Source organism: Halopseudomonas maritima, from assembly GCF_021545785.1.
Lineage (GTDB): Bacteria > Pseudomonadota > Gammaproteobacteria > Pseudomonadales > Pseudomonadaceae > Halopseudomonas > Halopseudomonas maritima.
Window position 1 is genome coordinate 94,446 of sequence record NZ_CP079801.1, and the last position, 18,062, is coordinate 112,507.

Annotated in this window: 15 protein-coding genes; 9 read left to right on the plus strand and 6 right to left on the minus strand. The window is 61.3% G+C overall.

Annotated elements, in window-relative coordinates; translation table 11 throughout:
• Positions 1-330: 330 nt before the first annotated feature.
• Positions 331-1,623 (minus strand): glycerophosphodiester phosphodiesterase family protein, encoded by a 1,293-nt coding sequence (locus HV822_RS00440; protein ID WP_238871722.1) that lies wholly within the window; start codon positions 1,621-1,623, stop codon positions 331-333.
• 278 nt (positions 1,624-1,901) lie between these two features.
• Between HV822_RS00440 and HV822_RS00445 the strand changes: the two genes are divergently transcribed.
• Complete coding sequence (locus tag HV822_RS00445) at positions 1,902-3,239, plus strand: DUF1329 domain-containing protein (protein WP_238871723.1); 1,338 nt, start codon at positions 1,902-1,904, stop codon at positions 3,237-3,239.
• Positions 3,240-3,267: 28 nt separating this feature from the next.
• Here the strand turns inward: HV822_RS00445 and HV822_RS18125 are convergent, their stop codons facing one another.
• Both HV822_RS18125 and HV822_RS00460 read right to left on the minus strand, forming a co-directional pair.
• Complete coding sequence (locus HV822_RS18125) at positions 3,268-4,476, minus strand: methyl-accepting chemotaxis protein (protein WP_275419389.1); 1,209 nt, start codon at positions 4,474-4,476, stop codon at positions 3,268-3,270.
• A 328-nt stretch (positions 4,477-4,804) separates the two neighbouring features.
• A complete protein-coding gene (locus HV822_RS00460) occupies positions 4,805-5,374 on the minus strand; it encodes a phosphoribosyltransferase (RefSeq protein WP_238871724.1) in 570 nt (189 codons plus the stop codon).
• 75 nt (positions 5,375-5,449) lie between these two features.
• Here HV822_RS00460 and HV822_RS00465 point away from each other — a divergent pair, with 75 nt between their 5' ends.
• Together HV822_RS00465 and HV822_RS00470 are read left to right on the plus strand one after the other, a co-directional pair.
• On the plus strand, positions 5,450-6,064 hold the full coding sequence (locus HV822_RS00465; RefSeq protein WP_238871725.1) for a phosphoribosyltransferase: 615 nt from the start codon (positions 5,450-5,452) through the stop codon (positions 6,062-6,064).
• 116 nt (positions 6,065-6,180) lie between these two features.
• Positions 6,181-6,954 carry a substrate-binding periplasmic protein gene (locus tag HV822_RS00470; protein WP_238871726.1) on the plus strand — a complete coding sequence of 258 codons (774 nt, stop codon included), beginning with the start codon at positions 6,181-6,183 and terminating at the stop codon, positions 6,952-6,954.
• On the opposite strand, the gene HV822_RS00475 is transcribed toward HV822_RS00470, so the two are convergent.
• The 3 genes from HV822_RS00475 to HV822_RS00485 form a co-directional block, all read right to left on the minus strand.
• Positions 6,951-8,078 (minus strand): glutathione S-transferase family protein, encoded by a 1,128-nt coding sequence (locus HV822_RS00475; RefSeq protein ID WP_238871727.1) that lies wholly within the window; start codon positions 8,076-8,078, stop codon positions 6,951-6,953. The genes HV822_RS00470 and HV822_RS00475 overlap by 4 nt on opposite strands.
• A gap of 148 nt (positions 8,079-8,226) precedes the next feature.
• On the minus strand, positions 8,227-8,745 hold the full coding sequence (locus HV822_RS00480) for an Hcp family type VI secretion system effector (protein ID WP_238871728.1): 519 nt from the start codon (positions 8,743-8,745) through the stop codon (positions 8,227-8,229).
• A gap of 195 nt (positions 8,746-8,940) precedes the next feature.
• A complete protein-coding gene (locus HV822_RS00485) occupies positions 8,941-10,485 on the minus strand; it encodes an MFS transporter (protein WP_238871729.1) in 1,545 nt (514 codons plus the stop codon).
• Between the two features lie 188 nt (positions 10,486-10,673).
• On the opposite strand from HV822_RS00485, the gene metG reads away from it, so the two are divergent.
• From metG to rsxG, 6 genes are all read left to right on the plus strand, one after another.
• The gene (gene metG, locus HV822_RS00490; RefSeq protein WP_238873659.1) at positions 10,674-12,713 is read left to right on the plus strand and encodes a methionine--tRNA ligase; all 2,040 of its coding nucleotides are present in this window, start codon (positions 10,674-10,676) and stop codon (positions 12,711-12,713) included.
• Between the two features lie 102 nt (positions 12,714-12,815).
• Positions 12,816-13,400, plus strand: a complete 585-nt coding sequence (rsxA, locus tag HV822_RS00495) for an electron transport complex subunit RsxA (protein ID WP_238871730.1) — start codon at positions 12,816-12,818, stop codon at positions 13,398-13,400.
• A 2-nt stretch (positions 13,401-13,402) separates the two neighbouring features.
• The gene (rsxB, locus tag HV822_RS00500; RefSeq protein ID WP_083726306.1) at positions 13,403-13,984 is read left to right on the plus strand and encodes an electron transport complex subunit RsxB; all 582 of its coding nucleotides are present in this window, start codon (positions 13,403-13,405) and stop codon (positions 13,982-13,984) included.
• A complete protein-coding gene (gene rsxC / locus HV822_RS00505; RefSeq protein ID WP_238871731.1) occupies positions 13,984-16,353 on the plus strand; it encodes an electron transport complex subunit RsxC in 2,370 nt (789 codons plus the stop codon). Before rsxB ends, rsxC begins: the two co-directional genes overlap by 1 nt.
• Positions 16,353-17,417, plus strand: a complete 1,065-nt coding sequence (gene rsxD, locus HV822_RS00510; RefSeq protein ID WP_238871732.1) for an electron transport complex subunit RsxD — start codon at positions 16,353-16,355, stop codon at positions 17,415-17,417. The genes rsxC and rsxD overlap by 1 nt, the downstream gene beginning before the upstream one ends.
• A 3-nt stretch (positions 17,418-17,420) precedes the next feature.
• Positions 17,421-18,059 (plus strand): electron transport complex subunit RsxG, encoded by a 639-nt coding sequence (gene rsxG, locus HV822_RS00515; RefSeq protein WP_238871733.1) that lies wholly within the window; start codon positions 17,421-17,423, stop codon positions 18,057-18,059.
• Positions 18,060-18,062 lie beyond the last annotated feature (3 nt).

The window sequence follows — 18,062 nt, forward strand, 5'->3', positions numbered from 1 at the left end:
TGTGGCGCAGGCTGTTGCGGCTTGCTGGCAGGGCGCTGGATAAAACGTTTGATAATACTCATGCTGTCTCTCCCTTAGAGCGTTGTTGGCATGGGCAAATCGTGCCGTTTGACGCGTTCCACGAGAAATCAAATGAGCCAATCAGGCCGATTGAAAAAAGCGGTTGGCGTCAGGCCGGCCTTTAGTCAGCCAGCAACCTTGGGGGCCGGGTGCTGCGCGAGCAGCAGGCCAGCGCGCGCAACACCCAACAGCCGACCGACCCAGCGCGGCAGTTGAACCCGTTGATCAGTCAACTCAACACCAGCAGCGCCCGGGCGGCCCCCTCCAACGCTACCTGAGCCCCATACAGTTGGCGTACCAGGTCACGGTGGCCGGCCAATCGGAGAAAATGCCGATCACGCCCACATCACGTGCCAGCACGTCTACCACCTGGTACATGTCACCATCATTGTCAATGGCGTCGCGCACGCTCTGGTAATACCACCCCCCACCATTTGCCAGCGGGCCGGAGCGCTCCAGCGACCAGGCGATCATATCCAGGCCGGCGCTGCGGGCATTCTCGGCATACTCTGAGGGCACGATCTCACCGCGTCCATTCAATGTCAGCAGCTTCCAGATCGCCGGCGCAAGCACCTTCACGCCCTGCGCGCGCAAAGACTCCATGTAGGCCAGCGATGCGGTGTCTGCGGTAATCGGCGACTCATCAAGAAATACCGCCTGATCGGCGAAGTCCGGCATCTCATTGATCCAGAACAGCACATCCTCCAGCCGGAACGACTGCGGCCAGACCTTACGCGGGCTCACGCCGGCATCCAGATAATCCTGCAGCATCTGGCGCGCATAGTCCTGCTGGCTGTAGTCACCCTCATAGGGCATATCGACCACCGGGGTTTTCAGCTCCGGGGTCATCTGTACACCCAGCTCGCGGAACAACTCGATGCTTTCTCGGTGGGTCATCAGGGTGCCGCGGCTGGCGTAAAGGTCGGTGCGCCAGTCAGCCGTGCCTTCCAGGTACTCGGCCGGCGTCATAGCGTCCGGGTTAAAGGCGTCCATCTTGCCTTCAAGCTGCTTGAATTCGGCCAGGGTGATGTCGCTGGTACGGCATTCAGCCTGTGCTTTAGTGCCGGTCGCAGGGTCTGCAGGCACAAAGGGCTGGGTGCACTTGGCGTTAAGCTCGGGTATTGCCACGATATTGGTAGTGGTGTGCAGGTCATTCTGGGCGTGACGGCATACCAGCTGGCGGTCCTGGGTGAAGGCAACATCACACTCCAGTATCCCGGCACCCATGCGCGCCGCCGCCACGTAGGATTCGCGAGTGTGCTCGGGAAACTGCAACGGAGCCCCCCGGTGACCGATCGAGAAGCGTGATCGACGCGGCTGCTTCACCTCGCAGCGCTGCAGGCGACGTTTTAGCGGTCCGGCGTCCATATCGTCCACCAGCCACTGTGGGCGCGGACCAAGCTGGACAGGTTCACGCAGCTGGCCGTAGCCGTGCCCGCCACCCTGGCCATGCCCCGGCCGTGCATGGTGTTCACGTTCATCGGCGCCAGCCAGCGCGCCAGTACTCAAGCTGGCCGCCAGCGCAGCGGCCAGCACAGCAAGCAACTGTAGGGGGTGTCGCATACCAAACTCCTTTTTGAGGTTGAGGAAGGAAAACCGCCTCACCACCTTCACCGTCCAGCCGTGACAACGCCGTGACCGGACCGTGAATAGCGTTTTGTATGTGACAGCTGTCGCACTATTGAGCATTCGCGGTAACTTTTTGTATGAGGATCGCAGCTGTTGTCCGAATGGGGATACAATCCGCGCCGCCCAGGTGTTTCGGGCCTATTCTCATTTACCCACCCGCTGCATTCGGCCTGACGTTATGCTGCTGTCCGCCGATTGCAAGGAGTCAGCTCATGTACAGGATGTTTGCCATCGCCGCCCTCGCCTGCGCGGCGGTTCAGGCCCATGCCAAGGTCGACGCAAGTCAGGCCCAGCGCCTGGGGCGCGACCTCACACCGCTCGGTGCAGAACAGGCGGCCAATGCCGACGGTTCGATCCCTGCCTGGACCGGCGGCGCCACACCTCCGGCCAATTACCAGCGCGGCATGCATCACCCCGACCCCTACGCCGCAGACAGTGAACTCTATCGCGTCGATAGCAGCAACCTGGACACCTACCGTGAGGTACTTCCGGAGGGTCTGGCCAACCTGCTGAGCCGCCACCCCGACTATTACCTGAGGGTGTTCCCCACCCAACGCAGTGCCGCAGTGCCCGAGCGCATTTACCGCGCAACCCGCGACAACGCGACCCGCGCCGAGCTGATTGCCAACGGCAACGGCATCCGCGGCGCCGCTGCCGGCATTCCCTTCCCGATTCCGCAGGAAGGCATGGAAGTTATCTGGAACCACATCCTGCATTACAAGGGCGACCAGAATCACTTTGTCAACAATCAGGCAGTGGTCATCAACGGCAACAGCAACCTGATCAAGCGTGACCGCGCCATCTACTACGTCTATAACCGCGAGGGCATGACTACCGCAGCGCTGAACAACACCCTGCTGTACTACAAGTATGTGGTCACCGCACCGGCCAAACTGGCCGGCACCGCGCTGGTTGTGCAAGACCCGCTAGACCAGGTGCTGACCACTCGCCGCGCCTGGCGCTACAGCCCCGACAGCCGCCGCGTACGCCGTCTGCCGTTGCTGGCCTACGACTCGGTACAACCAGACACCAGCGACCTGGCTACCGCCGATGTGGTCGACTCGTTCAACGGCGCACCAGACCGTTACGAGTGGAATCTGGTCGGCAAGCAGGAAATGCTGGTGCCCTACAACAGCTACGCGGTTCATCAACAGGGTATCGCCTACGACCGCATCGTACTGCCACGGACGCTCAACCCCGAGCTGCTGCGCTATGAACGTCACCGCGTCTGGGTAGTCGATGCTACGCTGCGCACCGGCTACAACCACCCCTACGCTGCACGCCGCTTCTACGTCGATGAAGATAGCTGGCAGATTCTGGCGGTAGACCTGCGAGACAAGAACGGCGAGCTGATCGGCTTGCAGGAAAGCCATCCGATCAGCTACTACGAAGTGCCAATGTTCAGCAGCACACTGGAAACGCTCTATCACCTGCAGGACAACAACTACTTCGTCGACGGGCTGGACAACAACGAGCCGATGTACAACTTCGACGCCAACCTGACCCCGCGCGACTTCTCGCCTCAAGCACTACGCCGCGCCGGCAACTGAGCAACAGCGCTGACGGCCTGTTGGGCGCTCAGCGCACGCTCAACAGGCCAGAGGTCGTGCGGCAGACGTTCTCCGCACCCTGATGGATTTCCTGCATGATGGAACTGACCTGACGGGTACGCTGGCTACCCTCTTCAGCGGTAAGGCTGACCGACTCAATGGTGTCGGTCACCTTGCGGGTCAGGTCGCGGTTACGCTGCACTACGTCGGCAATTTCCGAGGTTGATTTGCTGGTGCGCGCCGCCAGCTGTCGCACCTCATCCGCCACGACCGCAAAGCCACGGCCTTGATCGCCGGCACGGGCCGCCTCAATCGCCGCGTTCAGCGCCAGCAGGTTGGTCTGATCGGCAATGGCGGAGATGGTCGCGACAATTTCCTCAATATTCTTCGACTGGGCGTTCAACTGGGCAATCAGCGCCGTCGCATCCGCCACCTGTGCGGCGATGCGCGCAGAGGTGTCCACCGCTGCCTGCAAAGACGCCATGCCTTGCTCGGCAATGGCAGCCGTCTCCTCCGAGGTGCTACTGGCAACCTCAGCTGCCTGGCGTACCGCCTGCCCCTGCTCGATGCGCACGGTGATATCACTGGCAAACTTCACCACCTTGATAACCTTGCCCTGCTCATCAAAGATCGGGTTGTAGGTAGCTTCCAGCCAAATGGTCTGCCCGTGGCTGTTCAAGCGGTCAAACTGCCCTGATTTGAACTCCCCGCGGCCCAGCTCGGCCCAGAAGTTGGGATGCTGCTGACTGAAACTGTCGGTACAGAACATGCGGTGGTGCTTGCCCTTGATCTGCTGCAGCGAATAGCCAACCGCCGCCAGAAAATTGCTATTGGCCGCGATGATGTCGCCCTGCGGGCTGAACTCGATGACCGCCTGGGACTTGTCCAATGCGGTCATCAGGGCCTGCTGATCACGGCGGGCGCGACGTTCGGCTGTCACATCACTGGCCAGCATTACCACCTTTTCCACCGCGCCATTGGCATCGGGTACAGGCACGTAGGTTGCCTCCAGCCAGAGCGGCTGACCATCCGAGCGCAACCGGCAATAGGTACCCGAGCAGGCGCGGCCTTGCGCCAGCAGAGTCCAAAAGTCCGGTTGCTCGGCGCTATCCTCCTGCCCACAGAGCTGGCTGTGCGGCTGGCTAAGCAATTTTTCGCGCGGGTAACCAAGCAGGCTGAGCATCGGTGCGTTAGCGTCGATGATCTGGCCACTAGGCGTGCACTCAAGGCAGGCCATATGGGTTTTCAATGCAGTAATTTGAGCTTTCTGCTCTGCCAGGTCACGTCCTTGTGATTGGTATAGTTTTTTTAGTTTTGTTTTGAACATGGCGCACTCTGCAGTGGGAGGGAAGGCACATCGCCATGCTACTGTCGCCAGCCGAAGCTGAGTAGCTGAAAATTTAACTAATTGTATCCTTTTCAGTGGCGCGCAATCTTTTTATAACTCTACGCGATCAGTGAGACCATTAAGTTACATAAAAACACATAAGCGAATACACCCCAAGCGCGCACTCGGGGCTATTCATAGACAGAGGGAGGCAGCACTGCGGCTGCGCGATGACCGCTCAGGCGGACGGCAGGTGAGACTTGAGAATCTCGTACAGCGCGGGGCGGTTGGCCTTGATTTCCTCGGCGCTCAGGCCTTCCAGCGAATGCGGATACTTGAGCCAGGCATCGGTGCTGTGCAAAAAGTACTGCGGCTCCCAGTCCAGCTCGTTGCGGCTGGGCTTGTAGTAAGGCACCGCCACGCGAATATCATGCGGAGTATTGAGGCGGGCTTTGTTTTTCAACTCCTGAATGATCGCCTCAACCGAGCGGCCGGTATCAAACACATCATCGACGATCAGCAGCGAGTCCTCGTGGGTCATGTGCTTGACCAGGTAGTTGAGGCCATGCACCCGTACCTCTTTCTCCTGCTGGTCGATGCCATGGTAAGACGAGGTACGAATCGCAATGTTGTCCGTCTGCACGCCGTGGTAATCAAGAAATTCCTGCACGGCGATGCCCATGGGGACGCCGCCACGCCAGACCGCTATCATAAAGGTCGGGCGAAAGCCGGAATTGAGGATCTGCGCTGCCAGTTTGAAGGCATCTTCCAGCAGACTTTGTGCACTCAGGTATTGTTTCTCAGCCATAAGACCGTAAGCTTCTCCCGGGAAGCGCCACCAAAGCGCGCAATGATCACACCAGACGGAGCAGCCTGGCAAGCCATGACCCAAACCGACGCCCCGCAGCACAGCCCTCGCAATCGCCGTTTTCTCGATGAAAATCAATTGATCGAAGACGCCTTTCGCCTTGGCGTGCAGGTTTTTGAAAGCGGCTTCCGCCCCAATTTTATCGTGGGTCTGTGGCGTGGCGGCAGCACAGTGGGCATCTACGTGCAGGAGTGCCTGCAGACCCTAGGCGTGAAGACTGACCATATCGCCCTGCGCACCTCCTATCGCGGTATGGAACATTACGACGCCATGGTTGCCGCGCCGGAAGCAGAAATTCGCGTGCACGGCACACACTACCTGCTGGACAACCTTAACCAGGATGATCGCCTGCTGATTGTTGATGACGCCTTTGGCACGGGCCACAGCGTGCAGGCCGTGCTGGGCAAGCTGAAGGCGCAACTCAAACGCAACATGCCGACTGATACCCGCATCGCCACGCTCTATAAGCGTGCTGGCGCCGCCAAAACCAGCCTGCAGCCGGACTTTTGCCTGCACACAACGGAAGACTGGCTGGTGTTTCCCTACGAGTTGAACGGTCTCAGCCGCAGCGAAATTGATACCCACAAGCCCTACCTGAGCGCAATTCTCGACTCGGTGAAGGCTCAGTAACAGCGCCGTTGATCACCCATTCGGGTGGCATGGGTCGACGCCGGCACTGCGCAGCGCTACCCTGACTGAGCACCCTGTCATCTGAATGAAAAATAACAATGATAAGTCGACGGTCAATGCATGGGCGCCGGCACCTGCTGGTGCTCTGCGCAGCGCTTACCCTGCTGACGCCCATCGGTGTTCGGGCTGACCAGGTCTTGCCTGAGCTGCGCGCCGGTTATATCACCTTCCCGCCGATTGCCTACACCGACGAACACGGCAATGCCCAAGGCACCATCATCGACCTGACCAACGAGCTGGCCGCCCTGAACGGCTATCGCATCAAGTGGATCAACTACCCAATCAACCGCATTTACCACACACTCAATAACGGCGACATCGACTTTTGGCCCGGCTCCCCCAATGTGCCTGCGCTACAGAACTTCACCGTTGAGAGCCAGCCCCTGGGTATCAAGGTCAAGCTCTGCGCGTTCGCTCTGGAAAGCACGCCGGCGGTAAGCAGCCTCGAGGATCTAGCCGACCAGCAGCTGGTTCTGATCCGTGGCTACACCTACCGCGAGCAGTTGAACAGCCTGTTCAGCAATAACCAGCACGCGCCCATCGTCGCGCCCAACAACCAGGCAGCCATGGAGTTGTTGCTGCGCGGCCGCGCCCAGTATGTGATCAGCTATGGCCACCCTGTGCAGGAAGCCCTGCAGGACTACCCCCTACACGGTACACGCTGCAATCAGCTGGACGAGTGGCCGCTGGTGTACGTGATATCCGGTAAGCACCCGCAGGCCCAGCAACTTGCCGACCAGTTTGACGCCGCATTCCAGAGCTACATGCAGCCCGGCCCCCCAGCCCAGCCGCTGCGCGACAGCCAACAACGCTACGCCACCTCGCCCTAAGCCCTGAGCCAACACTCCAGGTTGTTGCGCCGGCCCACCTGATAGCTGCGCCCCCTTGGCAGCGCCGCACTCAGCCCCAGCTGGTCCAGCGTGGCGAGCAACGTCTGCTGTTGGTCTGCAGGCTGGGCATCCAGCACGGCGGTGCCCCGCTGCAGCACGTACAGCAAGTATGGCTCCACCCCAACCTCAATAGCGGCACCGCGAAACTGGGTCTGCACCAACCCAATCTGCCGCACCTGCGGGCGCGTGGTTACCGGACTGCCGTCCGCCGGCTGCTGCTCACTGACCCAGGCGTCCATAAACGCGAGCTTGTCGGTTAGCTCGGGAAAAATCTCGCCTGAGATGTGCCTTAGTAGCGCCTGCAGGGTTGCCGGCAACGGACCGTCATCCAGAAAAGCCGGTACTTGCTCGGGATACTCGACGCAGTCCAGCCCTGGCGCCGTCATACGCTCAACCCAGCGGTGTACCCGAGGCGCTCGTTGCTGCATCAGTGCCAGCGGCACCGGGTCACGGCCGAGGTGCGCAAACAGCGGCGCAATCAACCCATAGTCAGCAATCGAGGGGCGCGAGCCCAACAGGTACGGCATCTGGGCGAAATGCGCATCCAATAACGCCAGCAGCTCGTGATAGGAGGTTTCAATCTGCTCAATACTGCCGGGGTTGACGCCCAGGCGCGGCAGGTAGGAATTCATGCGGCCCATGATCTGCTCAGCCATTTCGGCGCCGGAGCCCAAGGTAAACGCGCAACGCAGAAAGTCTTCCTGCTCTTCGCGATAGCTCCAGCGGTAATGCATGGCATGCTTGAGCATCGCCTGGCAGCCGTAGTACTCGATGATGATGGCCAGGATGTGCAACAACGGCGATTGCGGATAGACCGGCCAAGGCACTCCTTGAGCTTCCAGATAGTCGATGATGTCGATGCTGTCCTGAATAACCCGCCCCTCAGGCGTTTCCAGCACAGGAATGATGCCGCGACCAATCTGCGGCAGGATGCGAGCAGCAAAGTCCGGATGCCAGGTGGGCAGCTCGACGTAGTCGATGCCCTGGTTGCGCATATAACAGCGAACCTTACCGGTGTACAAGGAGTGAGAGGCGCCATACAGGCGGTAGGGTGCAGCGGTCATCGGGTGCCCTTGCGGTTGTTGTTGTCAGGGAGTCCGATACTGCCACCTGCGCCGCCCGCGAGACAAGGGCGACCCTTGTCTCGATACAGCTGAAACAAAACGGCCCCGGCGCCATAAGCGCTGGGGCCGTTTATCACTGCCAGACAGATCAGGCAGCGATGGGGCTGCGCCAGTCATCCGAGCCGGAGGTACCGGACACTTCGTGGGTCCAGACGATCTTGCGGTAGGTGAAATACACGTCTTCCAGATGGGTGAAATGCGCCTTGCCCGGGTCCTGGCAGTTGGGCATGTGGGACTGCACATCCACAATAATGGCGTCCTGCAGTTCGATGGTGAAATAGTGCTCCTGGGTGCCCGTGGCCGAGGTGCGATACCACTCCAGGCGGCAGCGAGACAGACGCTCGCCCGAGGTCAGGGCATTGAAAATCAGCGGCGAGGATTTATCGAACACCTTGGTGATCATCAGCGGCTTGTGCACGCGCTGGCCGGTCGGTTGGCCAGATTGCGGGTCGCGGGGGATGATCACCTGATGATCAAAGCCTTGAACCAGAACCTGATCCTCGTGGCCTTCCTGAAAGATATTGCCGACCGAATCTTCGGTGAATGTACCGGCGGTAATCAGGCCCTGCTTGGTGCCTTCGATGGTCAGGTATGCGGGAGTTGGCATGGGTGCTCCTTGCTAATGAGGTTGCCGGATCATTCCGGTCCCCATCTATAACAAGGCGCATGCCAACCAATACAGAACACTTAAAAATCATATAGATACGAATAAAACATAACGCACAACACGACATATTAGACCGCTTACCAACCCGATTTAGCGCAGCTTTCAGCCGCCACTTGCGCAACTTATTGCCATATCTCAGTGAGCGCCAGCACCACGCACCTGCCGCAGGCAGAGCGCCACCAGCAAGGCGGCAGACAGCATGATTACCACGCCGATCAGCGCATTGGCGTGCAGCGCCAGAGTAAAGCTGCTGTTGATTGCCGCGTGCACCTGCTCCAGTTGCCCCGGTGGCAGTTGGGCCACCACGCCCATCGCCCCGCCGATGGTGTCGCTGGCGACTGCCAGTTGATGGCTGTCCAACACACCGCGCAGCTGCTGCTCCATCTGGCTGCGATAGAGCGTGGCGCCAACGCTGCCAATGACCGCGATACCCATGGCCATACCGAGTTCTGTCGCGGTTTCCGAGGTCGCGGCGGCGGCGCCGGTTTTCTCGGGCGGCGCCGAACCAATCACCAGGTCAGTACCCAGAATCATCATCGGCATCACGCCAATGCCCAGCAGAACACTCGCTGCCACCATCACCAGCAGGCTGCTGTCAGCACTGATAGCCAGCATTAAACCCAAACCGCCGGCCGCCAGCAGCAAGCCACCGCTGATCAACCAGGCTGGCGCCAGCCAGCGCGACAACCGGGGAACCAACAACGATGCAGCCGTCTGCAGCAGCGCAGAAGGCAGCATCACCAGCCCCGCCTGCAGGGCACTGAGGCCACTGACACCTTGCAAAAACTGAAAGATCATCAACCAGCTGCCGGATAGCGCCAGGATGCACAGCAACATCGCCGCCACCGACACGCTGAAGCTCGGCTTGCGGAACAGCGTCAGGTCAAACATAGGGTCGGCCAGCCGACGCTGCCGCCGGACAAACAAGGTGCCGGTCAGCAGCGCAGCAAACAAGCTGAGCCCCGCCAGCAGATTGATGCCATCGCGCGCACCATCCTTGATTGCGAAAATCAGCAGCAGTACCGCGCTAATGCAGAGCAACGCGCTGGGCAGGTCCAGCTTGCCGGCGCTTGGGTCACGGGACTCTGGCAGTAGCCAGGGACCGACCAGCAGCAACAACAGCATCACCGGCACCGCCAGCAAGAACACCGAGCCCCACCAGAACCACGCCAGCATCACGCCGCCCACCAGTGGCCCAATGGCGCTGCCTACAATAAACCCGGTCATCCAGATAGTGATGGCGAGCGTGCGCTCATGCTCGACGTGAAACAGATTGCGGATCAGCGCCAGAGTAGAGGGCATCAGCGTTGCACCCGCGATGCCCAGCAAGGCCCGGGTAGCAATCAACATGGCTGCCGAGTTGGCAAAGGCAGCGGCGATGGAGGCCAGGCCAAAGGCGCAGGCGCCAATCAGCAGCAGTCGACGGCGGCCAATGCGGTCGCCCAGCGTGCCCATGGTGATCAGAAAGCCCGCCACCATAAAGCCGTAAATATCCAGTATCCACAGCAGCTCTGCGCTGGTGGGCTCAAGGTCCGCGCTCAACCGCGGCGCCGCCAGGTGCAGTACCGTCATATCCAGCGCCAGCAGCAACGTCGGCAGCACCAGAACAGCCAGGCCCAGCCATTCACGGCGGCCAGCTCGGGGCGAGAGTGAAGCAGATGAGAGAGAAAGGTCGGACATGAAGCCTCCTTGCAAGCAGGCTCTTATACGCCTCACCCGGCCACCCCGGCAAGGTACAGTTGTGACGACAGCTATCGGTACAGCGACCAGCCCAAGCACCGTCAAGCCTCCCCCCGCAGCGCCCCTTCTGCTATCATCCCAGCCCTTTCACGTTCAACCGCAAAGTGTTCCAAACGCCCATGTCCGATATCGCCGCGACTCGTCAGATCCTTGTTACCAGCGCCCTGCCCTACGCCAATGGCTCGATTCACCTGGGGCATATGCTGGAGTACATCCAGACCGATATCTGGGTTCGCTTCCAGAAGCTGCGCGGCCATCAGGCTGTGTATGTCTGCGCTGACGACGCCCACGGCTCCGCCATCATGCTGCGCGCCGAGAAAGAAGGCATTACCTCCGAGCAGCTGATCGACAATGTGCACGCCGAGCACGCGGCTGACTTCGCCGACTTTCTGGTCAACTTCGACAACTTCCACTCCACCCATTCGGAGGAGAATCGCGAGCTGTCGGAGCTGATCTACACCCGTCTGAAAGACGCCGGCCACATCAGCACCCGCTCGGTCACCCAGTACTTTGACCCGGAAAAGGGCATGTTCCTGGCTGACCGCTTCATCAAGGGCACCTGCCCCAAGTGCGCGGCCGAAGACCAGTACGGCGACAACTGCGAGAAATGCGGCGCCACCTATGAGCCGACCGAGCTGAAAGACCCGCGCTCGGCCATTTCCGGCGCCACGCCGGTGCTGAAAGACTCCAAGCACTTCTTCTTCCGCCTGCAGGACTTCAGCGACATGCTCAAGCAGTGGACCCGCAGCGGCTCCTTGCAAGATGCGGTGGCCAACAAGATCGCCGAATGGCTCGATAGCGGCCTGCAGGAATGGGACATCAGCCGTGATGCGCCCTACTTCGGCTTCGAGATTCCCGGCGAGCCCGGCAAGTACTTCTATGTGTGGCTGGACGCGCCTATCGGCTACATGGCCAGTTTCAAGAACCTGTGCGATCGTCGCCCCGAACTGAGTTTTGATGCCTACTGGAACGCCGATTCCAGCGCCGAGCTTTACCACTTCATCGGCAAGGACATCGTCAACTTCCACACCCTGTTCTGGCCGGCCATGCTGGAAGGCGCAGGCTTCCGCAAGCCGACCGCCGTCAACGTGCATGGCTACCTGACCGTTAACGGTCAGAAGATGTCCAAGTCACGCGGCACCTTCATCAAGGCCCGCACCTACCTGGATCATCTCAACCCCGAGTACCTGCGCTACTACTACGCGGCCAAGCTGGGCCGTGGCGTGGAAGATCTGGACCTGAACCTGGAAGACTTCGTGCAGAAGGTCAACTCTGACCTGGTCGGCAAGGTGGTCAACATCGCCAGCCGCTGCGCGGGCTTTATTCACAAGGGCAACGGCGGCGTCATGGTAGAGGCCAACCCGGCGCCTGAGCTGAGCAGCGCCTTTGTTGCCGCCGCGCCGAGCATCGCCGATGCCTATGAGAAGCGCGACTTCTCCCGCGCCATGCGCGAGATCATGGCGCTGGCCGACAAGGCCAATGCCTGGATCGCCGACAAGGCGCCCTGGGCACTGAACAAGCAGGAAGGCAAGCAGGATGAAGTCCAGGCGATTTGTTCACTGGGCATCAACCTGTTCCGCCAGTTGATAATCTTCCTCAAGCCGGTGCTGCCCACCCTGGCGGCAGACGCCGAGGCCTTCCTCAACGTTGCTCCGCTACGCTGGGAAGACCACACACAGCTGCTGAGCAATCACCAGCTCAACGCGTTCAAGCCGCTGCTGGCCCGCATCGAGTCAGCCAAGATCGACGCCATGATCGAAGCGTCCAAGGAAGACCTGGCAGCCGCCAACAGCACTGCGCCCGTTGGCAACGGTGAGCTGGTCAAAGAGCCGCTGGCCGATGAAATCAACTTCGACGCCTTTGCCGCTGTAGACCTGCGTGTCGCGCTGATCGAGAAATGTGAATTTGTTGAAGGCGCCGATAAGCTGCTGCACCTGAGCCTGGATATTGGCGACGCCAAGCGCAACGTTTTCTCAGGCATCAAGAGCGCCTACCCGGACCCGAGCAAGCTCGAAGGCCGACTGACCCTTTACGTTGCCAACCTGACGCCGCGCAAGATGAAGTTTGGTGTCTCCGAAGGCATGGTGCTGGCGGCCGGCCCTGGCGGCGAAGATATCTTCCTGCTTAGCCCGGACCAGGGCGCAAAACCCGGTCAGCGCGTAAAATAGTCTGTAGCACGCAGTACAGAGGCGGACCGCCGCCTTGATTAGCCTGGACCGGCGCAGCCACCGAGAGAGTGGCGCGACCGGGCCACACATGGGGTTGGGTTAATGGCTGAATTTGCCCTTATTCTGGTCAGTACCATACTGGTCAACAATTTCGTATTGGTGCAGTTCCTCGGACTGTGCCCCTTCATGGGCGTGTCCGGCAAACTGGAGACGGCCATCGGCATGTCTGCCGCCACCACCTTTGTACTGACCCTGGCGTCGATTCTCAGTTACCTGACGTTTCAGTACATCCTGGTGCCGCTGGATCTGCAGTTTCTACGCACCATTTCCTTCATTCTGGTCATCGCGGTTGTGGTGCAGTTCACCGAGATGGTGGTGCACAAGACCAGCCCGCTGCTCTACCGGGTGCTGGGTATCTTCCTGCCGCTGATCACCACCAACTGCGCGGTACTGGGCGTGGCACTGCTGAACACCAACCGCGCCGAGCAAACCTTCATGAAGTCCGCCACCTATGGCCTTGGCGCGGCGATCGGCTTCTCGATGATCCTCATCCTGTTTGCCGGCCTGCGTGAGCGCATCGCCATTGCTGACGTACCCACGCCCTTCCGCGGCGCCGCCATCGGCATGATCACTGCGGGCCTGATGTCGCTGGCCTTTATGGGCTTCACCGGCCTGATAAGGTTGTAAGCATGTCGATGATCATTACTGCCGTACTCGTTCTGCTGGGGCTGGCGCTGATCTTCGGCGCCGTACTCGGCTTTGCCGCTGTCCGCTTCAAGGTCGACGGCGACCCTATTGTCGATCAGATCAACGACCTGCTGCCGCAAACCCAATGCGGCCAGTGCGGACACCCCGGCTGCCGTCCCTACGCCGAAGGCATCGCCAACGGCGAGCCGATCAACAAGTGCCCGCCCGGTGGCGAGTCCACCATTCAGGCGCTGGCGGACCTGCTGGATGTTGAAGCGCTACCGCTGGACGCCGAACACGGCGAAGAAAAACCCCGCATGGTCGCCTACATTCGCGAGGCCGAATGCATCGGCTGCACCAAATGTATCCAGGCCTGCCCAGTAGATGCCATCCTCGGCGCCGCCAAGCAGATGCACACGGTCATCACCGATGAGTGCACCGGCTGCGACCTCTGCGTAGAGCCCTGCCCGGTCGACTGCATCGACATGCTGCCGCTGCCTACCACGCCGCAAAGCTGGAAGTGGGATTTCCCACTGCCCAACGCTGCCCTGATCGCCACTGACGCCAGCCGGGGAGCCGCCTGATGACCGCAGCTACCCCGATCCGTATCTGGGACATTCCCGGTGGTATTCACCCGGCCGAGAACAAAACCCAATCCCTCGGCCATGGCATTGAAACCCCGCCGCTGCCCGCGCAGTTAGTCGTGCCGCTGCAGCAGCACCTGGGTGGTCGTGCCGAACCCTGCGTCGCGGTTGGCGACCAGGTACTCAAAGGGCAGATGATCGCCGAGGCCAGTAGCCTGGTCAGTTGCCCTGTGCACGCGCCGACCTCCGGCACAGTCACCGCCATCGGGCCAGCGCCCTACCCGCACGCCTCCGGCCTTGAGGAATGGGCCGTTCATATTGAGGCTGACGGCGAAGACCGCTGGTGCCCGCTGCAACCGGTTGCCGATTTCCGCAGCCTGCAGCCAGCCACCCTGCTGGAGCTGATCCGCCAGGCCGGCGTCAGCGGTCTGGGCGGCGCCGGCTTTCCGACTGCCATCAAGCTGAACGCCAGGCCCGAGCAAAAAATCCACACGCTGATCATCAACGGCACCGAGTGTGAGCCTTACATCACCGCCGATGATAGCGCCATGCGCTACCGCGCAGAGCAGATCATCAGCGGCATCGAGATTCTGATGCACGTGCTGCAGCCCGAGCAGGTGCTGATCGGCATTGAGGACAACAAGCCCGAAGCCGCACAGGCCATGCGCGCGGCGGTTGGCGAGCGCGCCATGCAGGTGGTGGTGTTCCCGACCAAATACCCCTCCGGCGGCGAAAAGCAGCTGATTCAGATTCTGACCGGCAAGGAAGTACCGAGCGGCGGGCTGCCAGCCGACCTCGGCATGGTTTGCCAGAACATCGGCACGCTGCTGGCGATCCACGACGCGGTGCTGCTCGGTCAGCCGCTGATCAAGCGCATCACCACCCTGACCGGCGAAGCCCTGAGCCACCCAACCAACGTTGAAGCATTGATCGGCACACCGATGCGTGAGCTGCTTGCCTTTGCCGGTCTGCAGCCCGACAAGCTGTATCGCCTGGTCATGGGCGGGCCAATGATGGGCTTTACCCTGCAAAGCCTGGATGCGCCCATCGTCAAAACCACCAACTGCCTGCTCGCCGGCACCCGTGAAGAACTGCCGCCGCCGCCCCCGGCACAGCCCTGCATCCGTTGTGGCCTCTGTGCCGAGGCCTGCCCGGCCAGCCTGCTGCCGCAGCAGTTGCACTTCTTTGCCCTGGGCAAGGACTATGACCAGCTCAAGCGTCAGCACCTGTTCGACTGCATCGAATGCGGCGCCTGCTCCTACGTCTGCCCCAGCAGCATTCCGCTGGTGCAGTACTACCGCGCCGCCAAGTCCGAGATACGCGCTCTGGACTTGCAGCAACACAAGGCCGACCACTCCCGCCAACGCTTCGAGCACCGTCAGGAGCGCCTGCAGCGCGAGGCCGAACAGAAGGAGCGTGACCGCCTGGCCCGCGCCGAAAAGGCCGCCCGCATCAAGGCTGCTAAAGAGGCAGAGGCCGCCAAGCAAGCCGATTCCGGTGACAGCACGCCGGCGAGCGCTGCACCGGCGCCGAAAGCGGGCGCCCTGTCACCCGAGCAGAAGCAACTGAAGATCGCTGCCGCCACTGCACAAATGGCGCTGAAGAAAGCACAGAAGCAACTGACCGCCAACCCGGACAACGCCGACCTGCAGGCGCAGATCTCGCAGCTCGAACACGCTGCGCGCGAAGCGCAGGAGGCCTTCGACAAGGCCCAGGGCCAGGCCAGCAGCCAACCCGCCGCAGCAGCGCCCCAGGCCGGCGGCGACGATGAGGTCAAGAAGCTGAAGATTGAGGCCGCCATGCTGCGTGCCGCCCTGAAGAAGGCAGAGCGCAACGCTGGCGACAGCCCGAGCGAAGAACAGCAGGCCGAGATCACCAAGTTGCGTGAGCAGGTCGAGGCGGCCGACGCCCGCATCCCGGCCAGTACCGCGCCCAAGAAGCCGGTGGACGAAAAGCTCAAGCAGGCCAAGCTGGATCTGGCCATGGCACGCGCTGCGCTGAAAAAAACCGAACGCGCTCTGGGTGAGAACCCGGACGATGCTGACCTGCAGGCTCAGCTGGCAAGCCAGCAACAGGCCTATCAGAGCGCTGAAACGGCCCTGCATGAAGCAGAAAACAGCAGCCCGATTCCACCACCGCAGCGCCAACTGGTGGACAAGAAACCGGTTGATGAGCAACTGCGTACCCTGAAGACCGCCATGGCGACCTGCAAGGCTGACTTCAAACGGGCCGAACGGGAGCTGAAAGAACCCAGCGAGGCCGACGCGGATACCACCGCCGCCCAACAGAACCTCGACACGGCCCGCGCCGCACTCGACGTTGCCGCCAAGGCCTTCGCCGACTACATGGCCAGCAAGGAGACCAACTGATGGCGCTGGTTCGCATGACCTCCCCCCACGCCAAGGGCAACAACCACACCCAGACCATCATGCTTTGGGTACTGGGCGCCACCTTGCCCGGCGTGCTGACCATGACCTGGTTCTTCGGCTTTGGCACCCTGATCAACATTCTCTATGCCAGCGCCATCGCTCTGGCTGTCGAGGCGCTGATCCTGTGGGTCCGCAAACGCCCCATCGGTTTCTTCCTGCGCGATGGCAGCGCACTGGTGACCGCCTGGCTGCTGGCCCTGGCGCTACCGCCCTACGCGCCCTGGTGGCTCACCCTGGTTGCGGTCAGCTTCGCGATTGTGTTCGGCAAGCAGCTGTATGGTGGCCTGGGCCAGAACCCCTTCAACCCGGCGATGCTGGGCTACGTGGTAGTGCTGATTTCCTTCCCGGTCGAGATGACCAGCTGGCCAGCCTGGCGCGGCATCGAGGCCGCTGTGCCGGATGTGCAGGCCACACTCGGCCTGGTGGAAGGTTTGAGTCGTATCTTCCTGCACGGCGGCGCAATAGACGGCTGGACCCAGGCAACCCCACTGGATGTGGTCAAGACCAACAGCAGCCTGACCATAGCGGAGCTACACGCTGCCAAGCCAGTCTTCGGCCAGTTTGCCGGCTACGGCTGGGAGTGGGTCAGCCTGGCCTACCTGCTGGGTGGCGCCGCGCTCCTGTACAAACGCATCTACAGCTGGCACGCCCCTGTTGGCATGCTTGGCGCCCTGGCACTGATGAGCCTGCTGTTCTGGAATGGCAGCGGCTCGGACTCCAACGGCTCGCCGCTGTTTCATCTGTTCAGCGGCGCCACCATGCTGGGCGCGTTCTTCATCGTCACCGACCCGGTCTCAGGCGCCACCAGCAAGCTGGGCCGGCTGATCTTTGGCGCTGGCGTCGGCATTCTGGTGTATGTGATCCGCGCCTGGGGTGGTTACCCCGACGCGGTGGCCTTTGCCGTGCTGCTGATGAACCTCGCCGCCCCCACCATCGACTACTACAGCACACCGCGCACCTATGGCCACAGCAAAGCCAAGCGCGGTATGGGCAAGACGGACTGAGCTATGGATACGCCAACTACAACCAGTCGCTCTATCCTGCGCAACAGCGTCATTCTCGGCCTGTTTGCTGTTGCTACCGTCGGTATGATCGCCGTTACCCAGCAAGGCACCGCCGAGCGTATCAGCGAGGCCCAGCGCCGGGTCCAGCTCAGCGCGCTGAACGAGATTGTGCCGCACGACCAGCACGACAATGACCTGCTGACAGATACCTTCACCGTGCAAGACCGCCAGTACCTGAGCCTCACCGGCCCGCGCGAGGCCTATCGCGCGCGCCAGGGCGAACGTGTCAGCGCGGTGATCCTGCCAGTGGTGGCGCCAGACGGCTACAGTGGCCGCATCGACCTGCTGGTGGGTATTCGCGCCGACGGCAGCATTGCCGGGGTACGCAGCGTCAGTCACCGGGAAACGCCTGGGCTGGGTGACAAGATTGAAACGGCCAAGAGCCAGTGGATATTGTCGTTCAACGGCAAAAGCCTGAGCATGCCGGTTCCCGAGCAATGGGCGGTACGCAAGGACGGCGGTCAGTTTGACCAGTTCACCGGCGCCACCATTACGCCTAGAGCCGTGGTCAAGGCGGTCTATCAGGCCCTCACCTATTTCGATGCGCACCGCGACGCCTTGCTGCAGCAAGACGAGGACTAATCC